Raw genomic sequence first — 25457 nt, 5'->3', positions numbered from 1 at the left:
TTGCTTGTTACCTCATTATTAAGTTTTATTTTTGCCAAAAATTCTGTTTATGCACGAAAAACAACCCGCAGTTTTATTGTTGGAAGACGGAACCCGATTTGATGGTTTTGCATGTGGAAAAATCGGAACAACCACAGGAGAAATAGCGTTTAACACCGGAATGACCGGTTATCAGGAGGTTTTTACAGATCCTTCATATTATGGACAAATCCTTGTTATGACGACTGCTCATATTGGGAATTACGGAGTACATCCTGAGGAAGTAGAATCGGAAGGGATGAAAATAGCAGGATTAGTTACGAAAAAGTTTTCTGATATATATTCACGTACAGCAGGAGTATCCTCTTTGGGAGACTATATGGAAACCGAGGAGCGTGTTGGTATTTCTGATATAGATACGCGTGCTTTGGTTCGCCATATCAGAAGTAAAGGTGCTATGAATGCAATTATTTCGAGTGAGATTTTGGATGAAAAAGAACTCATGAATAAATTGCAGGATGTTCCTTCTATGGAAGGTCTTGAGTTGTCTTCCTTCGTTGCAACGAAAGAAAGCTATGAGATTGGTAGTAAGGAAAGTGAGTTTAGAGTTGCTTTGGTTGATTTTGGTGTAAAGAAGAATATTGTTCGCTGTCTTGCAGAACGAGGATGTTTTGTAAAGGTTTTTCCGATGACGGTCTCCATAGAGGAGTTAAAAGCATTCAGTCCGGATGGAGTTATGTTGTCTAATGGACCCGGGGATCCATCAGCGATGCCGGAACAAATTAATCTTGTTAAAGAAATTATCAATTGGGACATTCCTGTTTTCGGAATTTGTCTGGGACACCAGATTTTTGCACTAAGTCAGGGGCTGGTAACGGCAAAAATGCACAATGGACACCGTGGATTGAATCACCCGATAAAGAACCTGATTACCGGAAAAAGTGAAATAACATCACAAAATCATGGGTTTGTCGTGACGCATGAAAGTCTTGAAGCACATAGTGCCATCGAGTTGACACATATTCATCTTAATGATAATACAGTTGCCGGTATCCGATTGAAAGGAAAACCGGTATTTACAGTACAGTACCATCCGGAAGCATCGGCAGGTCCACACGATTCACGTTATCTGTTTGATGACTTTATCTCTAACATGAAAACATTCAAATCATGACTTACATAGCCAAAGTAATTGGAAGACAAATTCTGGATTCCCGGGGAAATCCAACAGTTGAAGTAGATGTATTTACAACTAACGGTGGTTTTGGACGAGCAGCAGTTCCTTCAGGTGCCTCAACCGGAATTCATGAGGCGGTAGAACTTCGTGATGGCGATAAGGGACGCTACATGGGAAAGGGAGTTCTTAATGCTGTAAATAATATAAATACAGTAATTAATGAAGCTCTTCAGGGACAATATGTTTTAGACCAGAAAGCAATTGATACCTTACTGATAAAGATGGATGCAACCGAGAATAAAGGAAATCTTGGTGCAAATGCAATTTTAGGAGTTTCTTTGGCGGTTGCACGTGCTGCTGCAAATGAAACGAATATGTCTTTGTATCGTTATATTGGAGGCGTAGGAGCCGTTACGATGCCAGTTCCAATGATGAACATTCTTAATGGGGGTTCTCATGCTGATAATCGTATCGACATTCAGGAATTTATGGTTATGCCTTTTGGAGCAACTTCGTTTTCAGAAGGATTGCGTATGGGAACGGAAGTGTTTCACCATTTGAAGAATGTCCTTAAGTCAAAAGGAATGAGTACAAATGTAGGAGACGAAGGTGGTTTTGCTCCTAATCTGGGATCAAATGAAGAGGCGATTGAAGTTGTTCTTCAGGCAATCGAATCGGCAGGTTATTCTCCGGGAAAAGATATGTTTATAGCACTGGATGCAGCTTCTTCTGAATTCTATAATAAGGAAAAGAAGAAATATGTTTTTGAATCTACAGGAGATGAACGCACTTCTTCGGAGATGGTAACTTTCTGGAAAGACTGGTCCTCTAAATACCCTATTGTTTCGATAGAGGATGGATTGGATGAAGATGATTGGGATGGATGGAAAGAACTGACAGATGTATTAGGGAAGAAAGTTCAGCTTGTCGGAGATGATTTATTTGTTACTAATACAAAACGTCTGAAAAGAGGAATTGAAACAGGAACAGCTAATTCAATTCTTGTAAAAGTAAACCAGATTGGATCACTTACTGAAACAATTGAAGCCGTTCAGATGGCTACAGCTAATCAGTATACTTCTGTAATGAGTCATAGAAGTGGAGAAACGGAAGACACAACCATTGCTGATTTGGCAGTAGCTTTAAATACAGGACAAATAAAAACAGGTTCAGCGTCCAGAAGTGATCGTATCGCAAAATACAATCAGTTACTTCGTATCGAGGCAGAACTGGGAGATACAGCTGTCTATCCGGGAATGGATTTTAGATATCTTAAATAAAATAGAGTAAGAAATGATAGAAAAGAGCCGGAATTTTCCGGCTCTTTTTATAGGTTGAAGTTTTAACTCCGATTTCATTATTCTTCTTTTAAGAACATGTTAAACTTCGCAAAAAAAAGAGCATTATTCCTTGGAAAAAGGTGACGTATTAAAATAAGACCTATCTTTGTATTCAATTGGTAATTTTAAAATGGGGTTAGACCAAAATAGCACAGTATTTTCAGGACGAAACCGAGCGGGTTTTGTTTCTGCTATGTTATTGATTACCCACAACAAAGCTTTTGTAAACCTGTCCTCCTGACTTTATTGAAGAGTTAGGAGGGTAACCATAAACTACCCGGTTATTTCTGATTGGGGTATTAATCTTTTTTTAGTATAAAATGAAACGTAAAAAGTTGATTGTAGCGGTAAAACCGTTTGTATTGATATGGGCTATCATTTTGTCTGTAAACACGCTTCTGCTAAGTCTTGCAGTATTAGGCATGATAAGTTATTGGTGGGTATTACTGACGGCTTTGCCAGCTATGCTTGCAGTATATGACTCAGTACAGTCAAGGCATACGCTTTTGAAAAACTTTCCGCTGATTGGACATGCCAGATATATGTTTGAAGCTTTTCGTCCGGAATTCAGACAGTACTTTTTCGAAGGAGAGTTAGATGGTAAGCCATTTAACAGACGCCAACGGTCTATTGTCTATCAGCGGGCCAAGAATGAAAAGCAGACAATTTCATTTGGAATGCAGGATGACCCGCAGCGAATAGGGTACGAATGGGCAGCACACAGTGTTTATCCCAAACAGGCTGATTTTTCCTCTTTTCGAATTACTATAGGAAACGATCAGTGTAAGTATCCCTATAGTGCAAGTATTATGAATATTAGTGCAATGAGTTACGGAGCTCTCAGCAAATCAGCTGTCAGTGCCCTGAATAAAGGTGCGGCTCTCGCTGGCTTTGCGCATAACACAGGTGAAGGTGGAATTAGTGAATTTCATTTGTTGGGAGGTGATCTTATCTGGCAGATCGGAACCGGATACTTCGGATGTCGGGATAAAAATGGACATTTTGACGAAGATCTATTCCGAGAGAAAGCACTACTTGAGAGTGTGAAGATGATCGAGATCAAGCTTTCGCAAGGAGCAAAACCAGGTCACGGAGGACTTCTGCCGGCGCATAAGAATACGGAGGAAATTGCTAAAATAAGAAATATAGAACCGTATACCACGGTACATTCTCCTGCTGGTCACTCAGCGTTTTCCAACGCAACAGAAATGATGCGGTTTATTAATAAGCTACGTCAGCTTTCTGAGGGTAAACCTGTCGGATTTAAAATCTGTATAGGAAGAAAAGAAGAGTTTGAAGAGATTGTTGCAGCAATGAATGTAACTGGAATTATACCGGATTTTATTGTTATTGACGGAGCAGAAGGTGGAACCGGAGCAGCACCACTTGAGTTTATCGACTATATGGGAATGGCTCTTTCCGACGCACTTGTATTTGTAAACCAGGTTCTGATAGATCATGGTTTACGAAGAAAAGTGAAGATCATTGCTTCGGGGAAGGTTATTACGGCATTTGATATTGCAAGAAATATTGCACTCGGTGCAGATGCTGTGTACAGTGCCAGAGGAATGATGTTTGCTCTGGGATGTATTCAGGCATTACAGTGTGATAGCGGAAAATGTCCTGTTGGTGTGGCAACTCAGGATAAATCGTTCTATAAGGGCTTGGATATTACAGATAAAAGTGTCAGAGTAGCTAATTTCCATACGAATACAATGAAAGCATTGGCAGAATTTGTTGGTGCATGTGGGTATCGAAGTCTGTCTGATATCGACGCTCGTTCTTTCTTCCGCAGACTGTCGCACAACTCGAACCGTAGTTTTAAAGACATCTACTATCCGGATCATAAATTACGAAGCCGGGTGGAAAAAATGGGACAACAGTAGTTCTACTAAAAAGGTAATCATGGAAAAAATACTTGTAATAAAAAAAGCTGATTTAGAAATAATAACGGATATTCTGGAACGATTGACTCCCGAGTCGAATACAATTCATATTCAGAAATTGAAAGCGGAACTGGGTAAAGCAGATATAGTCGATGACGAAGTGATAGATGACTCGGTTATTCAGCTGCAATCCACTTTCATGATGAAAGAGAAATCTTCATCTCTTCAGGTAAGCTATCAATTGGTTTTGCCTAAGGAGGCGGATCTTAAAGCAAAGAAGATATCGATTCTTTCTCCATTGGGAGTAGCTGTTATTGGTTATCGGGTCGGATCCGAAATTAATTGGGTTTTTCCGGGAGGAGAGAAACAAATTACTATTTTGGAGGTAAAACAGGCAGAGCGGGTTAATAAAGACTGGTCATGAATATTCTGAATAAGATTCCGGTAAAAGTATACTACGTGCTGATTGTCGTACTGATTTCACAAACTTTATTAAGCAATCTGTACGAGCAATACCGGAATGAACAGATCTCAGAAATTTCCTCAGAAATATATAAAGATCGTTTGAATGTAGGTGTTGACCTGACTTATTATAGCCTATTATTACTGGATGTCTCAAAAGTAATTTTAATTCCTTCGGTTTCTGAATCAGAGAAACAGCTTCTAATATCGGAAGCTGTAAATGAAATGAAAATGATTAGTAAACGCTATTCGACAACAGAAATGACTGTTGAAGAGCGTGAATTTTTAGAAGAACTAACCTTTGTTCAGGTAAGATTGTTAAATGCTTGTCAGTCGGGAGATGAAAAAGCGATTCTCGTTTCTCTGGACGAGGCATCAATACTCATTCGGGAAATGAGTGAAATTCAATTGGAAGAAACGAAGATGCTTATCGGACGCGTTAATAGCTTTTCAGATGTAGCTACTATGTTTTCGCAGATAGAAACATCTGCATTAATTGTCATCATGTTGTTAATTATTCGTCATTTTGATCGTCTTAAACTAATCAAACCATTGAAGTAGTTCCATAACAAAAAAAGAAAATATGAATTGGATACTATTAGTACTGGCAGGATTTTTTGAAGTTGCGTTTGCTTTTTGTCTGGGGAAAATTAAAGTTTCGGATTCTGCTGATCACTGGAAGTGGTATATGGGGTTCTTTATATTTCTGATCGCAAGTATGCTTTTGCTTATAAAAGCAACACAAACACTTCCGATAGGTACAGCATATGCTGTTTGGACAGGGATAGGTGCCGTAGGAACAGTCCTAGCCGGAATTTTCTTTTTCAATGAGCCGGCTGACTTCTGGAGAGTCTTTTTTATTGTAACGCTAATAGCTTCTATTGTCGGGTTGAAATTGGTTACTCATTAATTTTTTGATTTAGGGAATAACTAATTGCTATTTTTGCAGGCAAATTCGAATTGATATAAAACAAAACCGGATACCATTATCTTTTATTATACCCATGAAAATTAATTTCATCTTTCAGATTTCTTTGCTGATTTCATTTTTATCCTTTGGTCAGGAAGCCGAATTGTATCAGATTCTGCCGGATTGGTCGGTTGGGGATAGTCGAATTGTCCATGTGAAATCAGAGTCTGTAGTATATGTAGGGGATACTGTCTTTTCTCGAACAAATACGGAAGTAAAGTATAAAATGGAAGTAATAGGGACAGAAGATTATTTTTCATTGAAGTATTCACAATTATTTAGTGATTTCGATGTGGACTTGTCAGAAGATAATTCAACAGTTGAGAATATAGTAATGACAATTCTGGAAGAAATTCAGAGCAGTATTGAGAATTATGAATATGTTGTTTCTGTTGATAAAGAGACAGGTGAGGCATATGAAGTACAGAATGAAAAAGCGTTTCTGGAGTTTATTGAGGAGACTATGCTGCAAACACTTCGTTTGATTGGGGAGCAAATGGGAAAGAGTGAAGAGGATTTTTCAATGATGAAAGAAATGATGGAGCCTTTTATGAAAGAACAGACTTCTGCTATGATTCAAACAGCATTGAATGGAGTAAACTATTTACTACAGGCATATTCGTATTCCTTTCCGATTGAGGGCGAGTACAGGCAGGATATGATGGTCAATGATCTCAATGCAATGGGGAGTTTTGGAGATACTGATTTCCCCGCAGTGATGGTGATAAGTTCAGAAGAAAAAGGAGATGATATGCTTATTTATACAGAGTTACTGTATGATAAAGAGTTTCTTGCAGATAAAATAAACGAGGAATCGGAGAGTCTTGAGATAAATGTGGATGATTTTGAAGTTGTTGAGAAAGAAAGCATACGAATTGATTTGAATTCTACCTGGATAAAAAATCACTACTCTGAAGTCATTTTTATTATGCCTGGAATAAGAGTGGAGGAAAGTTCCCTGATGACTTTTAAATGACTCTTTCAAAACACATAGAATCAGAAAAGGAGCTTTGGGAAAGAATCAGCCAGTTTGAGTTTGATGATCTTGATTCGGAGTTTACTTTTAGTCAGAGATTGGCAAGGGAAAATAACTGGACTCTGGAGTTTACCCTGCGGGTACTATTTGAGTATAAACGATTCATTTACCTTATTTGTATTTCAGATCAACCCATGACACCTTCAGATCAGGTTGATCAGGCATGGCATTTACATCTGTTGTATACCCAATCGTATTGGATTCGCTTTTGTAAAGAAACCCTTGGTAAAGATATTCATCACGGACCTACAAAAGGAGGAAAAGAAGAGAAAGAGAAGTACAGAGATTATTATACTCAAACTAAAAAGAAGTATCAAGAAGTGTTTGCTGAGCCTCCTCCGGAAGATATTTGGCCTCCGGAGGAAATTAGGTTTAGTGAAATTAGGTTTGCTCGAATTAATCTCCATCGCAATTGGATAATACCAAAGCTGAAGCGTAAAAGACTATGATAGAAACGCTCTCAAAATATACACCGGCAGAAACATACTTTATTCTGAAAGAAGCAGATGTAGAACTCCGGGAATTAATGAAATACACTTTAATGGATTTACTATTTAAACGTGTATTAGAAATGAATACCGAACATAAAAACGAGAGTAAGGGAAAAAAAGCGAAAGTATATAACTATGTTCGTGTTGGTAGAGAGTTTTCTCATTACAAACCCTTGCCTCATGAAATGATCTATTTAAGCCCCTATTATAAAAGTAAGTCAATAAGAATTTTATTCCAACATTTGATTTCAATGGGGATTCAAAATGCTGGCGCTGAAAAAAAGTATATTCAGAACAATTTCCTTAAGAGGGAGGAAATGAAGCATTTCTTTGTAAGCAGTAGGTTTGCTATATTTTTCACCCGACTAAACCTATCAGATAGAGGAAAAGCCGAAAAAGAGAGGTTATTACAAGCTTTAGGCAGAGTTGATGTTTCTTTGGTAGATAGTATTTTGAATGTCACAGGAAAAGGAAGGTCAGATGTGTCAACAATTGGGGGAAATATTTTCCTTTTAAAGAAGGCGAGATCAAAAGTTTTACAAAAGATCAGTTACCAATTGAAAGAAGATCTTCAGCGATCGGTAGGGAATTACGATTTTATGCCCTGGTTTGCTTTTGAATCTTATGAAATACTGTTCAATACAATTTTTGATTCACTGTGTAGTAGTGATACCGAAGCTGATAGCGGATGCAATAGTTGTAGCGTTTGTGCTGGTTGTGGAGGGTGTTCGTAAGAAGAAGCAAGCCAACGTTAAATGGATTACGAAACTGGGGTTGGATATTATTAGTACATCAAATAATTGATAGAAAACAAAAAAGCAGTGATTTAAAAACCACTGCTTTTTTGTTGTATTTGTACTCGTTATTGTTTACTGATTTTGTAAGGGTATATTTCTCCCTCAACATAAATGTGTAACATGTAAAGTCCCGGAGACAACGTGTCAAGATTTACTTTCGTAGAAAGCGAATCAGAGTCTGTACGCATAACAATGCTTCCATTCATCTGATAGATTTCTATCTTTTCTATTGTCATATCAGCATTTATCATAATAAAATCAGAAGCCGGATTCGGATATACGTTGATACCTGCTAATTCCGGATCATTGATACCTAGACATTCTGAAACGGTAATAGGAGCATCAGTAGAATTGGAACATCCATTTCCATCTGTATACGTGTAGACGATTGTATGGGTTCCTACTCCAGATGAAGATGGATCAAAACTGTCACCGCTAATTCCAGGACCGCTATAGACTCCTCCTGAAGGTGTTCCCTCTGTAAGTGTAATCGGAGCATTATAGTCGCAGATTGTTTCAAATGCGGTTAAGGTAACGTCCGGAATTGGAAGTACAGTTATGTCAATACTATCTAGAAGTGGACATCCATAATAAGGAACCTGATTTAATTTGATTCTTACATCTTCACTTGGTGTAATTGTAGGGTTACCTACTGTAGGATCTGTAAATAGGAAAGATGGAGACCAGTCTAAACCATCCATGTTTTGAGTTGAAATGGATAAATTAATACTTTCACCTTCGCATATTGTTGTTTCACTTGTAACAATCAGGGCTTCATCGGTCGCCGTTGTATATTGACCAAGACTGATGCTTTCGAATGCGGAGGCAAAGTTTACGCCGTCATATCCACCCAACACAGCCATATATAAACTATCATTTTGTATGTAAGGAGTGAAGTTGGAAACGTTACTTGCTCCGGTTAATTTTGCAGGACCACCTTCCCATTGCTGAGTTCTTACATTGTAAGCATAAGTAGAAGAAAGGGGGGTTGATCCGTTTCCATCAGGGTCTCCTGAGGTAAAGTATACTTTTCCGTCATTCATTGTAGATGTACCGGCGGCAAAACGCCCTGTAGTTCCTGCTGGGTAACCATCTGAAAGTTGAGTCCATGTAATGGAATAAGGATCATTATTGTCAATCTCTCCAATCCATACCTGATCTTGCTGCCCCAAATTTTGATTGTAACCACCGACCAAAACTATTGTTCCATCTGCAATACCCATGCGTAAACCAGCGGTTAATGTACCAGGGAAAGGTGTTCCAGTAGCCCAGCTATCTGTATTTACATTATAAATTTGTACATCTGCAATATCTACAGAACCGTTGTAACCTCCTACTACGTAGAGTAAGCTGTCTGCATAAGTGCCAATGGCATAGTCTCCGGTTGCCTGAAGTAAGTCTGCAATTGGACTCCATGTATCAGTCGCAGGGTCGTATACATAACTACTTGCACTTGGTGAAAATGATGAAATATACCCACCTGGAACGTATATTTTATTCTGTATAACGGCAGCACTCAATTGCTGTTTTACTGTTGGTAGGTTACTTACAGATGTCCAGGTATCAGTTATAGTGTTGTATCTGTATACGGTTGAAATAGTTGTTCCTGCACCATCATTACCGGCAATAGAATATAGATATCCTGTGTCAGTATCTCCTTCGCAAGACTTCAGAAAAGCAGAGGCTCCACCCCAAATTGAAGTAGGAAGTGATGTTTGTGTCTGCCAACCATAATTGGGGAAAGTATCTAAAACGTTAATCGTAAAATAGAGTGTGTCATTAAGGTTGTTTTCATCTCCAGCTAATTGAGTGTAGACTTTACCCTGAGTGATACCTGATGTTGTTGGAGTAAATGCCGTAAACGTAATATCCGCAATTTCAAGAGAAGTAAGACTTCCACTAGGAATAGTAGAAATATATCCACCTTCAATTTCCATCGTTACATTAAAGTCTTGAGAGGTCTGACTCATATTGGTTACAGTTGCTGAAGGATTATAGTTTGTTCCGATAACAAACCTGGATGGCGAGGTAAGTGCATTGGCTCGTGCATCCAATAGAGGAAGTTGACCAATAGTTATCTGGTCAATATAGATCCCATCACCATCTTCGTTATAATGACTGAATGCAATGTATATATCCTGTCCTGCAAACGGGGTTAACGAAACCGCACATCTTTGCCATTCTCCAGAGGAAGCAGGATAATTAACACCTTCTTCATATTTCAAGATACTCTGCGTAAATGAAGGAATTAGTGCGTCTGTATTAGAGACACGAATCACTAACGAATCAGGAGCATATCCCGAAAAATCAGTAGCTAAATAGAAAATAAGAGAGTCGTTCGTGTTCACGCTGAACTGTGGTGAAATTAACCAATCTTCTCCGTCAGGATCATCATACGATATATAGGCACTTGCTGTTCCGTCGTAACTTTCATCAGTTGACCTCTCCCAAACAGCGTCTCCAATAATACTTTGACTTGTCCATCCGGCAGGAGGAAATTGCTCTTCTTCAAAATTTGCGATGTGAAACCCGCTCAACTGGGCATGCAGCGAAATACCGGGAATTAAAAAAAACAGTAAAAAAAGTGCTCTACTGGTAGTAGTTAATAACTTCATAATAATCATTTAATGTTAGTTAAAGGTAAATGTATAAAAGTGGCTACAAATATATAGATTGTTTCTATAATAAGTTGTTGAATAACTGTATAAAATTACCTTAAGAGCGGAATAGCTTCATATACAGGTTCAGTTGATTTTTTTATCTCTCATGGATAATCCTTACTGGAAAGAAAAATAATGAAACAGATAATTTTATAAATCAAGATATTCTCTGTATAACAGAAGAAAACAATCGTTCTTTAATCCAACAGTTTGAAGGATTGAGATAGTTGTTCAAACATCGATTTGTATTTCATTTTTCTGTCGCCAAGTGTCCAGGCCATCACCATATATAACTTATCCTGTCCTTCAATAAAGGTGAAGAAATAGGCAATATCCAGATCCAAACCTTCAGGTATGCCGTCTAACTCAACATATTCAGCATCCAATCCGTTAATCGTTAAACTTTTGGGTTTTGTCTGTTTCTTCAGGTTAATTCCTTCCATGAGAAATAAAAGCTGAGTTTTGCGATAATTTTCTATTGTTGACATTGAATTATCATATTCACCCAATTCCTGAAAAGCGTTCACAAAGTCTTCTTTCGATTCATCAATGATAATGACATAGGTTTCTTTATAGATATTCTGATACTGTAAAGATGCTTCTGCGTTCAGATCTTTGGCGGGGGTCATGTAATCAGGAACGCTGACTTCGTATTCATTATTGATGGATACCGGATTAAACGATATTTCCTCTTGAGCTTCTTTTACGTTTTCACTTGTTGGATTACCGGAATCTCCATTAATACAAGAAGTAAAAATAGGTCCTATTGCTATTGCGAAAATCAGTGCCAGATTCTTTTTCATTTTGTAATTAGTATTAGAACAATAGTAATAAACAGAGTTGATAATTAAAACTTATTGTTGTGTTTGTTTTTCAGTTAAATTTTCGAGTGCCAATATACTTTTTTTATTTGAAAAACAGGTTTGTATCTTGATAATAAGGTGTTAGTATAGTGCTGATTGGTGCCTCAAAGATTACTTTGATGAGTTACTTTCCAGTCCTGATGAAGTAGGGCGTATATAGCGTCATCCACCCATTTTCCGTGTAACAATAAACTTTGTCTGAAGTGTGCTTCCTTTCGAAATCCGAAGCGCTTTACTAACTGTTCTGCTTTTTTATTTTCCGGATCTATTGAAGCAATCACTCTGTGTTTGTCAAGTGTTATAAAAAGGTAATTAAGTATTGTTTGTAAAGCCTCTGTTGCAAAACCATTATGCTGAAAGTCGTTGTGTAATGTGCAGCCTATTTCGACCTGTTTATTTTCTTTTCCGAAAAAATGAAGTCCTAAATCACCAATCAACTTAAGTGTGTCAATGTTGATGATCACCAGCTGATACCAGGTTTCAGGTTGATTAATCTCTTTTTGACTTTTAAGGATAAAGGTTTCTACTTCATCCGGTGTTTTGGGAATCCACCCCTGGTATTGGTTAATAACTTTATCGGAGCGATAAGCGAAAATAGCATCTTTGTCTTTCAACTGCACAGGTCTGAGTAGAAGCCGTTTTGTTTGAAGTTGTAACATTGTTTGTTTTTGATGGATAGGTGAGATTTATTTACGAATCTTCTCTCTTTTTTAGCTCCTTTATCAAATTTTGAGAAGATTTAATCCGGGCTTCGATAACCGAATTTTTGATTATCCAATTGGGAGCACCTTTTCCCGGGTTGAAAGAAGCGATATATTCTATTTCCAGATTACCCGGAGCTAATTCCGTGATCTTCCAAACAGCATGGTAATCATGAACACGTACCTTTCCCTTTTGTAAAGGGTAGTCGTTAGCTTTCCCTTCCATTGTAATCGAATAACAATTCTCTTTTTCTTTGCGTTTTGTTACAGTGAATGCAGCATCTCTGTCAGAAGCCGGCCAGGGAGCTTCGGTTACTGTATAGCCGAGTAATACAGTGCCGCTGACTTTGCGAACTACTTTTGATTCAACACAGTTGGGAAGCCAGTTTTTAAAGTTTGCAATGTCAAAGACGAGATCGACTGCTTCCCGGAAAGAAGACTTAACGGTAAACACAGTTCTGTATTCATAATAATCTTTTCCACTTTTCATGCGGGAATAAGCACGGATATTATCAATCGTTTTTTCCTGTGACCAACTTTCCTGACTACTTCCTGAAATAGAAGTACCCAGCATGAAGAAAAGACAAATAAAAAAATAGTGTAGTACCATAAAAATAACAGTCTATCTAACAAACATCTAAAATAGGAAAAAGTGATGAATAAGGTGTGGTTTTTTAATCAGGAGGAGGAAATTCAATGGATAATGCATTCCCCTGAGGAAGATTCCGGTAAGGAGTAAATCGGGTAGAATACGACGGATATTTTGAACGAAACGGTACTGACTTATGATCAGGTATAGAGTAGAAGAAATAATCACGTAGGACAGAACTGGATAATTTCAGGAATTGTAAGTGATTATATTCGAAAATTGTATCTTGATATACGAGAGTTTGGCTCTCTCGATGCCCATGTATAGAGGTGAACACAGATTTAGTAGCACTGTTTCGCACATCAATCAACGCATTGATATATTGATGAATAAATAGTTTATCACGTAAACTTATTGTTATGAGTAGCGAAGAGTCCCTATTAGAAGAGGTAAGGATTTTGATAAAATTAGTATCGGTAAGTTCAATATCTATCTTTTTCCTTCTGAAAGTAATGTCTAATCGAAAGTAGCGAAAGGATTCAGGAAGTTGAGTAGGGTAGTGTTGAAAGTATAATCGGGTAGGAAATATAGCTGATGTCGAAACTTTTTCTAGTTGAAAAAGATGAGAGGACAACCGTTTTATTCTGTAGGCTACTGTATCTTGTTGGATGGTTTGGGAACTATCAGGTATGAGGTTGAATAAAAACAGTGAAGAAAACAGTAATGTATCACCAGAAAGAAGAGGGTGTATTCTTTTTGCAAAAAATGAGTTAGAATTTTTTTCGCTTTCAGGAATAGGGAAGTAGTAAAATATGTCTCCTAAAGAATCGGGATGAAGCCCGATCTTTCCAACACCGGTTAATTGCTGCTCTAAGCTTACTTTCTGCTGTGGTAAGGAGCAATTTATGGGTTCTTTTTCGGGTAGACAAGAAGTAATAAGGAACAGAAGAAATAGTAAGAGGAGGAGTGTATGATTCATAAGTTGCTTTTTTATTCTCGCGCAAAATCTTTGCCAATATGTAAAGATTGATTAAAAACTATTTTTTAGTTTTTAGAAAGGAATTTTTCTACTCTTGTAAAGAAAAAACAAATATGATTGTTCCGGATGATATATACGAGACGGTTTTTGTACAAAATCTGTTTGATAAGATGAGTAAGACGTATTCAGGAATGAATACGGTAACGTCGTTTGGTTTTAGTAATCGCTGGAGAAGACAATTTTTAAAAGAGATTGATTTATCGAATGCAGACGTTGTAGTTGATTTAATGTGTGGGATGGGTGAGTGTTGGAAGTATATTTATAAAACAGCACCTCATGAGACAAAAATTGTCGGACTCGATTTCTCTGAGGGAATGATAAGGTTAGCCGAAAGAAATAAAAAGCAATTTAGTGAGAAGAATATTTGCTTACTAAGAGAGAATCTTTTTGAGAACAGTATTCCTGACAATTCTGCTTCACATGTAATTTCCGGATTTGGTTTGAAAACATTCTCCGAACAACAACTGTGTGATTTAGCAAGTGAGGTGAAACGTATACTTAAGGAAGAAGGGGAGTTTTCTTTTATTGATGTATCCGTACCCGGGTCAGAGGTCCTACGATTCTTTTATATGTTATATCTGAAACGAGTCATTCCTTTTATCGGAAAATGGCTGCTGAACAATTCCGATGAATATAAGATGTTGGGGATTTATACGGAGAAATTCGGAAATGCAGAGCAGGTACTTCGTATTTTTAAAGAAAGCGGACTGGAAGTTGAATATGTTGAGTACTTCTTTGGATGCGCTTCGGGTATCAGAGGTAAAAACTTAGGTTGACAACAACTAATATGTGTTTAGCGAGAAAACTGATAAAACACATTTTTTCTCCCGGTAAAAACGCCAACTTTGCCTGAAAAATTAAATTATGTGGAAAAAATTGACATCAGATGAAATAAAGAACAGAGTATTTGGAGCGCTGGAAAACACAGTAAACTATTATGAACAATCTGTTTTAGGAGTTCCGGCATCTCATCTTGATAGTCAGGTTTTTTATCAGGGAGCTTCCTTCCTGAAAGAGGCTCCCTTTATTTCAACTCTGGTGCGAAATCCAAATCATATCGGGTGTCATACATTGGGTAAATCAGAGAGTTTTTTTAAGGGAACTCAGGAAATTGAAAAAGAATTAATCGAGGTTTGTGCTGTTGATATTCTGAAAGCAGAACCAAATACTTCGGATGGTTACGTAGCTTCGGGTGGGACAGAAGCAAATATGCAGGCAATCTGGATTTACCGGAATTATTTTAAACAAGAAGCGGGAGTAGCCAACGAGAATATCGGGATAATTTGCAGTACGGATAGCCATTACTCGATGGACAAAGCCGCAAACGTGTTCTCTATTCATATCGAAAAAGTAGAAGTACAGGAGGATGACAGGAGTATTTCTGCAGTATCTGTTAGATCAGCTATTGAGTGTCTTAAAACAAAAGGAGTAACACACTTCATTGTCGTTGCGAATATGATGACAACCATGTTTGGAAGTGTCGATTCGGTAGATACTTATACAGAGGTGTTAGATGAGATGAAGGTTTCCTATAAGTTGCATGTAGATGGAGCCTATGGTGGATTTTATTATCCGTTTACAAACAAGGGTACGAAACTGTCATTTTCAAACCCTAAAGTATCATCCGTTACATTGGATGCTCATAAGATGCTACAGGCTCCTTATGGTACAGGAATATTCATTTGTCGCAAAGGCTTGATTCAGTTTACAAATACAAAAGAAGCCAGTTATGTGGAAGGTGAGGATTATACACTGATCGGAAGCCGGTCAGGAGCTAATGCTGTAGCCATCTGGATGATCCTGATGACGTACGGTCCGTTTGGATATAATGAAAAGATTTTAATCTTACAGAACCGTACGGACTGGTTGTGCAAAAGATTGGATGATCTGGGGATTGCATATTACAGAAATCCATATAGTAATATTGTTACAATTCGTGCAGAGTATGTAAAGCCTGAGACGGCACATCGGTTTGGGTTGGTTCCGGATAATCATCACAATCCGAATTGGTATAAGATTGTGATTATGGAGCATGTAACGACTGAACGATTACTTCCTCTTGTTCAGGAATTATAACTTCTGAAAAACAGCGATTATCACAAACAGGCTGTAAAAGGCTTTATAATCACTTGTTGTTAAAGTGAGGTTTTATTGTGTGGCTTTCCTTACATTTGCTACATGATAACGAAAATAATTTCTTCAAACTTTCGGTTGGCAATTCTTAGCGGACTGCTTCTGGCTCTTTCGTTTCCACACATCGGGGGAATGAATCTGGTAGCTTTGGTGGCATTGATTCCTCTTTTTCTTGCTGAAGATCGATTATCAGAAAAGAAACACAGTGGTTGGAAGATGCTGGGAGTAGGTTATGTGTCATTTTTCGTATACAATCTGTTGACAACCTGGTGGATTTATTTCGCAGATCCGATTGGAGCTATAATGGCTGTTTTAGCAAACTCTTTGCTGATGGCACTGGCATTTTGGGTATTTCATTTTGCAAAAAAAAATATAGGAAGAAATCAGGGGTATATTGCTTTTGTATTTATTTGGATGGCTTTTGAATACCAGCATTTTAACTGGGAGTTATCCTGGCCCTGGTTGAGTTTTGGAAATGTTTTTGCTAATGCACCGATTCTGGTACAGTGGTATGAGTGGACAGGTGTCACCGGTGGAACGTTGTGGGTGCTGCTTGTTAATCTTCTGATCTATAAATTGCTTCGTAACAAGTACGTACACAGGCAGGAATGGAGTGCTTTAAAAAAGCTGGTAGGATTAATTTCGCTGGTTATTTTACTTCCGATTGTTGGTTCCATCATCAGATATGTTACGTATGATGAGAAAAAGAATCCAGTGGACATAGTGGTGACTCAGCCGAATATAGATCCCTATGTAGAGAAATTTGGTCCGCAAATGCTAAGTTGGCAGGAACAATTGGATCGAATAACAATCAGTGCAAACAAAGTAATAGACAGTTCAGTTGATTTTGTTTTGGCCCCTGAGACAGCGATACCTTTTGAACTGGATGAGGCTACTTTTTCGAGAACCATTATATACGAATATTTGGATAGTGTACTACAATCCTGGAATGGTCCTGATCTGTTAATAGGTGCCTCAACTGTAAGGATCTTTGATGCTAAAAATTCATATGTTTCCCGCTTAATGAAAGACGGTAGATTTTATGAGTCCTATAATACTTCTGTCCACATGGGGAGAAATCATCCGCTGCGGTTTGTACATAAATCTAAACTGGTATTGGGAGTTGAGAAAATTCCTTTTGCATCCATGTTTCCGTTTCTTGAAAATTTTGCTCTGGATTTAGGTGGTGCCAGTGGAAGTCTGGGCGTGGAAGAAAAAGCGGTAACATTAGAAGGAAAAGGCGTTGAATTTGCTTCTTTGGTGTGCTATGAATCAGTTTACGGAGATTTTGTATCACAGTTTGTAAATGAAGGAGCAGAGATCTTGTTTGTAATAACAAATGATGGGTGGTGGAAAGATACTCCGGGCTATAAACAACATTTTGATTTTTCGCGTTTACGAGCGATAGAAACAAGAAGATCTATTGCCAGAAGCGCCAATACAGGGATTTCCGGTTTTATTAATCAGCGCGGAGATGTGATCCAACAATCTGGTTGGGACGAACAAATTGCATTGAGACAAACATTGAACCTGAATGCTGAACAAACCATTTACGCAACGTATGGTGATATTCTGGGACGCGTTTCCTGGTTTGTTACGATGTTGGTCATGATTCTTACTGTCGTTCGTTATCTTAGAAAATTCGGGACAAAAACCCCATACGGAGGAAGAGAAGAATAAAAATGAATACCTTCCTTTCCGGAGAGCAGATCGTTCGAAAATCCTTCTAAATTGACAGAAGCGTACTTTCTTACCATTGAAAATCGTACATTTGTGGCTAAAATTGCAGGTTTTGATTATTCAAATAGGTGATAAAAAATTCAGACCTTATCTTTCTACAGAAGAGATTGCTCGGGCTGTCTCACATGTTTCTGAAGTTTTGAATGAAAAGTATAATGGAAAACAACCGATTGTACTTGGCGTGTTGAATGGAGCTTTTATGTTCTGTTCTGATTTGGTCAAAACACTAACTTGCGGACCGGAGATTCACTTTGTGAAAGTATCCTCTTATGAAGGAACTGCCTCTTCGGGAAATTTATCACGTCTGATAGGAATTTCAGCAGAGCTTAAAGACAGACATGTTATTCTTGTAGAGGATATTGTAGACACAGGTTTGACAGTGGATGTACTGCGGAAGGAATTGGCGGCAATGGAGCCAGCTTCTGTAGCGGTTGCCACTTTATTATTCAAACCGGACGCTTTCCGGGGAAGTCAAAAACCGGATTATACAGGATTGGAAATCCCTAATGATTTTGTGGTCGGATATGGATTGGATTACAACAACCTGGGGCGAGAGCTCCCTGAGTTGTACGTTATAAATGATTAACTTTGAGAAAATAGCAAATATATGTTGAATATAGTATTATTTGGCCCTCCGGGAGCAGGGAAAGGAACACAATCAGAAAGACTGGTAAACAAATATGAATTGGTTCACTTGTCGACCGGAGATATTTTCAGAGCAAATATTAAAGGGGGAACAGAATTGGGTACCCTGGCCAAAAGCTACATCGATAAGGGGCAGTTGGTTCCGGATGAGGTAACGATTGGAATGTTGGAAAGTGAAGTAGAAAAATACCCGGAAGCAAAAGGGTTTATTTTTGATGGTTTTCCAAGAACTACAGCACAGGCCGAAGCTTTGTCAGCTTTTTTGAAAGAGAAATCAACAGAAGTTCATTTGATGGTAGCACTTGCTGTTCCGGAAGATGAATTGGTTAAGCGACTGCTTTTACGAGGAAAAGATAGTGGGCGTGCGGATGATCAGGATGAAACGATCATTAGAAACCGAATCAAAGTGTACAATGATCAAACTGCTGTTGTTGCTGATTTTTATGCCGCTCAGGATAAGTTTGTTAGTATTGACGGAGTTGGTTCTATTGATGAGATTTCAGAGCGTTTGTATACAGCAATAGATAAGGCTGCAAAATAGAGAATAGTAGAGATGGCAACCAATTTCGTAGATTACGTCAGGATTCACTGTAAATCCGGTAAAGGAGGAGCAGGCTCTCGTCACATGAGACGGGAGAAATATATTCCAAAAGGAGGTCCTGATGGAGGAGATGGGGGGCGTGGGGGACACGTTATTCTGAAAGGAAACAAGCAAATGTGGACCTTGTTGCATCTTAAGTACCGTAAACACATCAAGGCAGGTCATGGTGATGCCGGATCAGGAAATCTGAAAACCGGAGCACAAGGAGAAGATGTGTATTTGGATGTTCCTCTGGGTACTGTCGTAAAAGACGGTGAGACAGGAGAAGTCTTATTTGAGATTACCGAAGAAGGAGAGGAAAAGATCGTAATGAGTGGAGGACGAGGTGGATTAGGAAATAACCACTTCAAAACATCTACGAATCGTACTCCTGAGTACGCTCAGCCGGGAGAGGATCACAGAGAGGGGTGGGTCATTCTTGAGCTAAAAGTACTTGCCGATGTTGGCCTTGTCGGTTTTCCAAATGCAGGGAAAAGTACTTTGTTGTCTGTGTTATCGGCTGCAAAGCCGGAAATTGCCGACTATCCGTTTACCACGTTGACACCTAATCTGGGTATTGTGGCATACAGAGGACACCAGTCGTTTATTATGGCTGATATTCCGGGGATTATAGAGGGAGCTCATGAAGGAAAAGGATTGGGGCATCGGTTCTTGCGTCATATAGAACGTAACTCACTGTTACTTTTCCTTGTTCCGGTTGATGCGGACAGTATTCGAAAGGAGTATGAGGTTCTTGAAAATGAGCTACGGATGTATAATCCGGAGTTATTGGATAAGCAAAGAATCCTTGCAATTTCAAAAGCTGATATGCTGGATGATATCATGAAGGAACAAATGAAGTCAGATATCCCCGAAAATATACCTTATGTCTTTATCTCGTCAGTAGCTCAACAGGGATTGGAAGAGTTAAAAGATTGTATCTGGCAGGAACTTCATAAATAGTGATGGAGTGGTTGGAACATATTGACCAACAACTACTATTACTTATTAATAGCGGGCATACACCATTTTTGGATACATGTATGTGGGTGATTAGTGGGAAGTTTACATGGATTCCATTGTATCTGTTTCTTATTTATCTTGCGTATAGACAATATGGAGGGAAGGGAGCTGCGCTGTTTTTAGTCTGCGCAATACTGGGAGTGGCAATTGCTGACCAAACCAGTGTGCACCTTTTTAAAAACGTGTTTGAACGATACAGACCTTCACATAATCTTGACTTGCAACACTACTTACACTTACATAAATTTCCAGACGGAAGTTTCTACAAAGGAGGACAATTTGGTTTTGTATCATCACATGCAGCTAATTTTGGGATGATGGTGACATTCGCTCTTCTGGTTTTGAAGAAAAATAAACCACTCATTATCGGACTGCTGGTAGCTCATGTTCTTGTTATTTATAGCAGAATGTATCTGGGAGTTCATTATCCTTCAGATGTGTTTGTTGGCACATTAGTCGGTTTGCTGGCTGCTCTTTTGCCGGTATTTATCTTTAAAAAAGTTATTCCTGCCCGAAAAAAGACGAGTAGTGTTTAATAATTAACAAGATATACGGAAATATAAAATAATAAAGCAACCTTTACTGTTTCATAACGTTTATGAAATATCTATTTCAAATGAACTATGAAAAACTACTTTATTATTACAGCCTGTTTTGTGCTAATGTCATCTCATTCTTTTTCTCAGGATTCTTTTAGTCATGAGGCAAAGGCTGTTATTACAAAGGTTTCAGAACAAACCTATCAGTTTGAACATACTATAGAATATGTTCCAGAGTTGGAACAACGATTAATCGACTATTCTAACCGTGATCGCTTACTAATTACAGACTTATCAATCGCAGGGGGTGTTTGCATTTTTTCATTCGGTGAGGATGTGACACAGGAAGAAAAGGAAGAGACGTTTCTTTTTCTAGTCAATGGGATGAGTTTCAAAAGATATGATTTGGAGGAATAGTTATGATGAAGAAAATAAGTGTCGCGTTATCGCTTTTATTTTGCTCAACACTACTGAATGCTCAGTGTAATGTTGAAACGTCGGTTTGTCAGCAGGGGCAGTCTCAACCATTTGATTTCTTGCCGACGACAGGTCCGTATGCCGGGGGGAGTTTTGCTGATGCAGGATGCGCAACAGGAATGGCCGGAAATCATGATTACGGATTTATAACATTGAACATTACTTCCGGAGGGCCACTAAACCTTTTGGTAGACGGGAGTTCTAATTCCGGCTTTGTGGATGTTGCAATTTTTAATATACCCCCAGGAGTGTCACCATGTGATGCAATTCTGAATCCGGCGAATGCCATTGGTTGTAATTACGCTTCTAACTCAGGAGGATGTGTACAGTTCGGTACAGCATTTCCTTGTGGATCCAGTGTTCCTGCTCCGAATGTTACCGCCGGACAGGAAATCATGATCATTGTACAAAATTTTTCAACTCCGGGTAGTAACTCTTTTACGTTGGAGTTAGGTCCTTTGCCCGGGGCGCAGTCAGGAATACCTGATGCAACAATAAGTCCGGTTTCAGGGCCTATATGTACAAGTGATTCTCCTTTTCAGCTTGTTGCTAATAATATGGGAGGAAATTGGAGTGGACCGGGAGTTTCTTCAGATGGTACGTTTAATCCGGCAGCGGCAGGACCAGGGACGCATACAATAAATTATACAATTGGTGTAGTTCCCTGTACAGATTCTGATCAGACAACCATAACAGTGCTTCCGGAAGCTATTGTTGCAGTTGATGTAGATGGACAGGGAGGTGAAACAACTATTTGCCAGGGAGAAACAGCTATTATCTCTGCTTCCGGAGCATCAACGTATGTTTGGGACAATGGATTGGGAGCAGGAAGTTCACATACGGTATCCCCAATGTCTACAACAGTATATACCGTTACGGCAACGAACAGTGATGGATGCTCGGTTACAGAGACAGTTACAGTTAATATATCTCCTACTCCTGTTGTTTCGTTAAGTCCAGACGAAATTATATGTATTGATGGAACAACTACTATTTCTGCATCAGCAACTGGAGGATCGGTTTTTGAATTTCATTGGGGGCACACCTCTGATTTAGGAAGTAATCAATCTATTTCACCAATAACACCGGGAGAATATACCGTTTATGCAGAAAATGAATTTAATTGTATTTCGGAACGGGATACGGTATTGATTGATCTTTATCCTCTGCTTTCTGCTACAATTTCGCCTAACGATACGGTTTGCCCTACACAGATAGGAACACTAAGGGTACTAAATGTTTCAGGGGGAAATGGAGGACCGTATTCGTATGAGTGGAAAGATTCTGACGGAATGGTAGTTGGAACATCACAAGTATTATCAATTGAGATTAGAGAGACTTCGGATTACACAGTAACCATTTCAGACGGTTGCACTACACCTGAGGTTGAATTAACGGGACGTATTGCAGCAGCGGAAGTACCGGGTGTAGATTTTTCTGTAGATAATACGGAACAATGTCCTCCTGCAACTTTTGTGTTTAAGAATGAAACAGATCCAAGTCTATCTGATCAATTATTTTGGCAATTTGGAAACGGACCATATTATGAGAATGAGTCGGTAATTCACATGGAAGAAGACAGACCGGGATCATATAATGTAAGGTTGATTGTCGTTTCACCTGAAGGATGCCGAGACACATTGAAAAAAGAAAAATTCTTTACTGTTTTTGAAGACCCGATAGCAAAATTTGCATGGTCTCCTTTCAATCCAAAGGTAACATTACCCGAAGCTGTTTTTACGAATCAGTCTTATTTAGGCAATGAATATGAGTGGACATTTGAAGACGGAGAGCCGGCTGTTTCAATGGAAGAAAATCCGGAAGTGAAATTTCCGGAGGAGAAACCGGGAGAATACCTTGTAACCTTGAAAATCACTTCGGAGGACGGTTGTACCGATTCGACAGCCAACTTGATTGCTATTGTTCCGGATATATTACTGTATGTGCCTAATACATTCACGCCGGATGGTGATAAGTTTAATGAGAAGTGGAGAGTTCATGTCGACGGGATTGATGATCAGGGATTTGAATTGGTTGTATATAACCGCTGGGGTGAGATCATGTGGGAATCACATCACCCGGAGGCGGAATGGGATGGAACTTATGGAGGAAAACCGGTTCCGGAAGGAAATTATATCTGGAAAATCAAAGCGGTGGATCGTACTACAGATAAGAAATATGAATATAGTGGACACCTAAATGTTCTTCGCTAAAATCTTCTGAATAGATGAAAATAAAAAGGTTCCTGTTAGGGGAACCTTTTTTTGATTATTAACTTTGTAACCGATACAAAATCGAATAGAATGACATTAGAAGAATTTCATCAGGACATACAACAGGGAATACCTACGATAATCCCGGAAAAACAACCTGTAGACCCTACGGTTAACCATGCTCCGAAACGAAAAGACATACTTACTCCGGAAGAAAAGAAACTGGCAGTTCGTAACGCATTACGCTATTTTCCGAAAGACCAGCATACAGAGTTGATTAATGATTTTCTTGATGAGTTGAATACGTATGGTCGTATCTATATGTATCGCTATCGGCCTCAATACAAAATGTATGCGAGAAGCATTAGTGAGTATCCCGGTAATTCTGAGCAGGCAAAAGCGATCATGTTAATGATCCAAAATAATCTGGATCACGCGGTCGCACAACATCCGGATGAATTGATTACTTACGGAGGTAATGGAGCTGTTTTCCAGAATTGGGCGCAGTACAGGTTGACCATGAAATACTTGTCCGAGATGACGGATGAGCAAACTTTGGTAATGTATTCAGGGCATCCGATGGGATTGTTTCCATCACATAAAGATGCTCCCCGCGTTGTGGTGACGAATGGAATGATGATCCCGAATTATTCAAAACCGGATGATTGGGAGCGTTTTAATGCACTAGGAGTAACCCAGTATGGACAAATGACTGCGGGATCATATATGTATATCGGTCCACAGGGAATTGTACATGGGACGACGATTACCGTATTAAATGCCGGAAGAAAAATTGCGAAAAACGGAGAAGGACTTGCCGGAAAACTTTTTCTTACTGCTGGTCTGGGCGGGATGTCGGGGGCACAACCAAAAGCCGGAAATATAGCAGGTTGTATTTCTGTTACAGCAGAAGTCAATGATAAAGCAACTATTACCAGACACTCGCAAGGTTGGGTCGATGAAGTAATAGGTGACCTGGATGAATTATGTGATCGGGTGAGAAAAGCGAAAGAGAATAAGGAAATTGTTTCTATTGCTTTTAAAGGAAATGTCGTTGATGTTTGGGAAAAGTTCCTGAAAGAAAACATATATGTGGACTTAGGTTCGGATCAGACTTCATTGCATAATCCATGGGCAGGTGGGTATTATCCTGCTGGAATGACCTATGAGCAGTCAAATGAAATGATGGCAGTTGAGCCTGAAAAGTTCAAAGAAAAAGTACAGGAGTCCCTGAGAAGACATGCTGAGGCAGTAAATGCACATGCGGCAAAAGGAACCTATTTCTTTGACTATGGAAATGCGTTTCTTTTGGAGGCCTCTCGTGCAGGTGGCGATGTGATGGCTGAGAATGGAATAGATTTCAAATATCCTTCTTATGTACAGGATATATTAGGTCCCATGTGTTTTGATTTTGGGTTTGGACCTTTCCGTTGGGTCTGTGCTTCAGGGAAACCGGAAGATCTGGCAAATACCGATAAGATTGCACTCCGTGTAATGGAAGAAATTAAAGCCAAATCACCGGAAGAAATCCAACAGCAAATGTCCGATAATATCCAATGGATCGTAGGTGCGCAAGAGAATAAACTGGTTGTAGGAAGTCAGGCTCGTATTTTATATGCTGATGCGGAAGGAAGAATGAAAATTGCAGAAGCGTTTAATAATGCGATTGCTGCTGGAGAAATCGGGCCGGTTGTTCTCGGAAGAGATCACCACGATGTTTCCGGGACAGATTCTCCTTATCGCGAAACATCAAATATCTATGATGGATCACGATTTACTGCAGATATGGCGATTCAGAATGTTATCGGAGACTCTTTCCGTGGTGCAACATGGGTTTCTATCCATAACGGTGGAGGAGTAGGTTGGGGAGAAGTAATTAACGGAGGTTTCGGAATGCTTCTGGATGGTTCAAAAGAAGCGGATAGAAGACTTAAAATGATGCTCCACTGGGATGTGAACAACGGAATTGCCCGTCGTAACTGGGCCCGAAACGAAAATGCAATGTTTGCTATTAAGCGTGCGATGGAAGTTGAACCACGACTAAAAGTAACACTTCCCGAATTGGTTGATGACAAACTACTGGAAAGTGCTAACTTGTGATAGTTATCTCTTTGAGA

Annotated in this window: 24 protein-coding genes; 19 read left to right on the top strand and 5 right to left on the bottom strand. The window is 39.0% G+C overall.

From position 1 onward, the window contains the following. Positions 1–49 precede the first annotated feature (49 nt). The 9 genes from carA to AC4PL9_RS05970 all read left to right on the top strand — a co-directional run bounded on the left by carA (position 50) and on the right by AC4PL9_RS05970 (position 8075). A complete protein-coding gene (gene carA, locus AC4PL9_RS06010) occupies positions 50–1153 on the top strand; it encodes a glutamine-hydrolyzing carbamoyl-phosphate synthase small subunit (RefSeq protein WP_491603867.1) in 1104 nt (367 codons plus the stop codon). Continuing rightward, positions 1150–2436 carry a phosphopyruvate hydratase gene (gene eno, locus AC4PL9_RS06005; protein ID WP_491603866.1) on the top strand — a complete coding sequence of 429 codons (1287 nt, stop codon included), beginning with the start codon at positions 1150–1152 and terminating at the stop codon, positions 2434–2436. Before carA ends, eno begins: the two co-directional genes overlap by 4 nt. A 380-nt stretch (positions 2437–2816) precedes the next feature. Beyond that, entirely contained in the window at positions 2817–4382 is a 1566-nt protein-coding gene (locus tag AC4PL9_RS06000; protein ID WP_491603865.1) for an FMN-binding glutamate synthase family protein, read from the top strand. A 19-nt stretch (positions 4383–4401) separates the two neighbouring features. After that, entirely contained in the window at positions 4402–4806 is a 405-nt protein-coding gene (locus AC4PL9_RS05995) for a GreA/GreB family elongation factor (RefSeq protein WP_491603864.1), read from the top strand. After that, positions 4803–5405 (top strand): hypothetical protein, encoded by a 603-nt coding sequence (locus AC4PL9_RS05990; protein ID WP_491603863.1) that lies wholly within the window; start codon positions 4803–4805, stop codon positions 5403–5405. The genes AC4PL9_RS05995 and AC4PL9_RS05990 overlap by 4 nt, the downstream gene beginning before the upstream one ends. 22 nt (positions 5406–5427) lie before the next feature. After that, positions 5428–5754 (top strand): DMT family transporter, encoded by a 327-nt coding sequence (locus AC4PL9_RS05985; protein ID WP_491603862.1) that lies wholly within the window; start codon positions 5428–5430, stop codon positions 5752–5754. Positions 5755–5848: 94 nt separating this feature from the next. Continuing rightward, entirely contained in the window at positions 5849–6790 is a 942-nt protein-coding gene (locus AC4PL9_RS05980) for a hypothetical protein (RefSeq protein WP_491603861.1), read from the top strand. Beyond that, on the top strand, positions 6787–7299 hold the full coding sequence (locus tag AC4PL9_RS05975; RefSeq protein ID WP_491603860.1) for a glycine-rich domain-containing protein: 513 nt from the start codon (positions 6787–6789) through the stop codon (positions 7297–7299). Before AC4PL9_RS05980 ends, AC4PL9_RS05975 begins: the two co-directional genes overlap by 4 nt. 92 nt (positions 7300–7391) lie before the next feature. Next, the gene (locus AC4PL9_RS05970) at positions 7392–8075 is read left to right on the top strand and encodes a hypothetical protein (protein ID WP_491603859.1); all 684 of its coding nucleotides are present in this window, start codon (positions 7392–7394) and stop codon (positions 8073–8075) included. A 128-nt stretch (positions 8076–8203) separates the two neighbouring features. Here the strand turns inward: AC4PL9_RS05970 and AC4PL9_RS05965 are convergent, their stop codons facing one another. The 5 genes from AC4PL9_RS05965 to AC4PL9_RS05945 form a co-directional block, all read right to left on the bottom strand. Next, complete coding sequence (locus AC4PL9_RS05965) at positions 8204–10753, bottom strand: choice-of-anchor J domain-containing protein (protein WP_491603858.1); 2550 nt, start codon at positions 10751–10753, stop codon at positions 8204–8206. Between the two features lie 242 nt (positions 10754–10995). After that, positions 10996–11601 (bottom strand): hypothetical protein, encoded by a 606-nt coding sequence (locus tag AC4PL9_RS05960; RefSeq protein ID WP_491603857.1) that lies wholly within the window; start codon positions 11599–11601, stop codon positions 10996–10998. Positions 11602–11765: 164 nt separating this feature from the next. Further along, a complete protein-coding gene (locus AC4PL9_RS05955; protein ID WP_491603856.1) occupies positions 11766–12320 on the bottom strand; it encodes a GNAT family N-acetyltransferase in 555 nt (184 codons plus the stop codon). 31 nt (positions 12321–12351) lie between these two features. Then, positions 12352–12972: an START domain-containing protein gene (locus AC4PL9_RS05950; RefSeq protein WP_491603855.1), complete on the bottom strand. Its 621-nt coding sequence runs from the start codon at positions 12970–12972 to the stop codon at positions 12352–12354. Positions 12973–13036: 64 nt separating this feature from the next. Further along, positions 13037–13930 carry a hypothetical protein gene (locus AC4PL9_RS05945; protein ID WP_491603854.1) on the bottom strand — a complete coding sequence of 298 codons (894 nt, stop codon included), beginning with the start codon at positions 13928–13930 and terminating at the stop codon, positions 13037–13039. A 113-nt stretch (positions 13931–14043) separates the two neighbouring features. On the opposite strand from AC4PL9_RS05945, the gene AC4PL9_RS05940 reads away from it, so the two are divergent. From AC4PL9_RS05940 to hutU, 10 genes are all read left to right on the top strand, one after another. Further along, positions 14044–14766 carry a class I SAM-dependent methyltransferase gene (locus AC4PL9_RS05940; protein ID WP_491603853.1) on the top strand — a complete coding sequence of 241 codons (723 nt, stop codon included), beginning with the start codon at positions 14044–14046 and terminating at the stop codon, positions 14764–14766. Positions 14767–14854: 88 nt separating this feature from the next. Further along, positions 14855–16066, top strand: coding sequence for a pyridoxal phosphate-dependent decarboxylase family protein (locus AC4PL9_RS05935; protein WP_491603852.1), 1212 nt, complete (start codon positions 14855–14857; stop codon positions 16064–16066). A gap of 102 nt (positions 16067–16168) precedes the next feature. Beyond that, on the top strand, positions 16169–17803 hold the full coding sequence (gene lnt / locus AC4PL9_RS05930) for an apolipoprotein N-acyltransferase (RefSeq protein WP_491603851.1): 1635 nt from the start codon (positions 16169–16171) through the stop codon (positions 17801–17803). Between the two features lie 112 nt (positions 17804–17915). Then, entirely contained in the window at positions 17916–18449 is a 534-nt protein-coding gene (gene hpt, locus AC4PL9_RS05925; protein ID WP_491603850.1) for a hypoxanthine phosphoribosyltransferase, read from the top strand. Between the two features lie 21 nt (positions 18450–18470). Next, a complete protein-coding gene (locus AC4PL9_RS05920) occupies positions 18471–19049 on the top strand; it encodes an adenylate kinase (protein WP_491603849.1) in 579 nt (192 codons plus the stop codon). A 12-nt stretch (positions 19050–19061) separates the two neighbouring features. Beyond that, positions 19062–20051, top strand: a complete 990-nt coding sequence (gene obgE / locus AC4PL9_RS05915) for a GTPase ObgE (protein ID WP_491603848.1) — start codon at positions 19062–19064, stop codon at positions 20049–20051. Positions 20052–20053: 2 nt separating this feature from the next. Then, a complete protein-coding gene (locus AC4PL9_RS05910; RefSeq protein WP_491603847.1) occupies positions 20054–20647 on the top strand; it encodes a phosphatase PAP2 family protein in 594 nt (197 codons plus the stop codon). An 87-nt stretch (positions 20648–20734) separates the two neighbouring features. After that, positions 20735–21067, top strand: a complete 333-nt coding sequence (locus tag AC4PL9_RS05905; protein WP_491603846.1) for a hypothetical protein — start codon at positions 20735–20737, stop codon at positions 21065–21067. A gap of 2 nt (positions 21068–21069) precedes the next feature. Next, the gene (locus tag AC4PL9_RS05900; protein WP_491603845.1) at positions 21070–23340 is read left to right on the top strand and encodes a PKD domain-containing protein; all 2271 of its coding nucleotides are present in this window, start codon (positions 21070–21072) and stop codon (positions 23338–23340) included. Positions 23341–23430: 90 nt separating this feature from the next. Beyond that, positions 23431–25440 carry a urocanate hydratase gene (gene hutU, locus AC4PL9_RS05895; RefSeq protein WP_491603844.1) on the top strand — a complete coding sequence of 670 codons (2010 nt, stop codon included), beginning with the start codon at positions 23431–23433 and terminating at the stop codon, positions 25438–25440. The last annotated feature ends 17 nt before the right edge of the window (positions 25441–25457 follow it).

It is taken from the genome of Wandonia sp. (genome assembly GCF_984588085.1).
The sequence above is the reverse complement of the archived record's forward strand: the minus strand, read 5'-3'. Positions and strand labels throughout refer to the sequence as shown.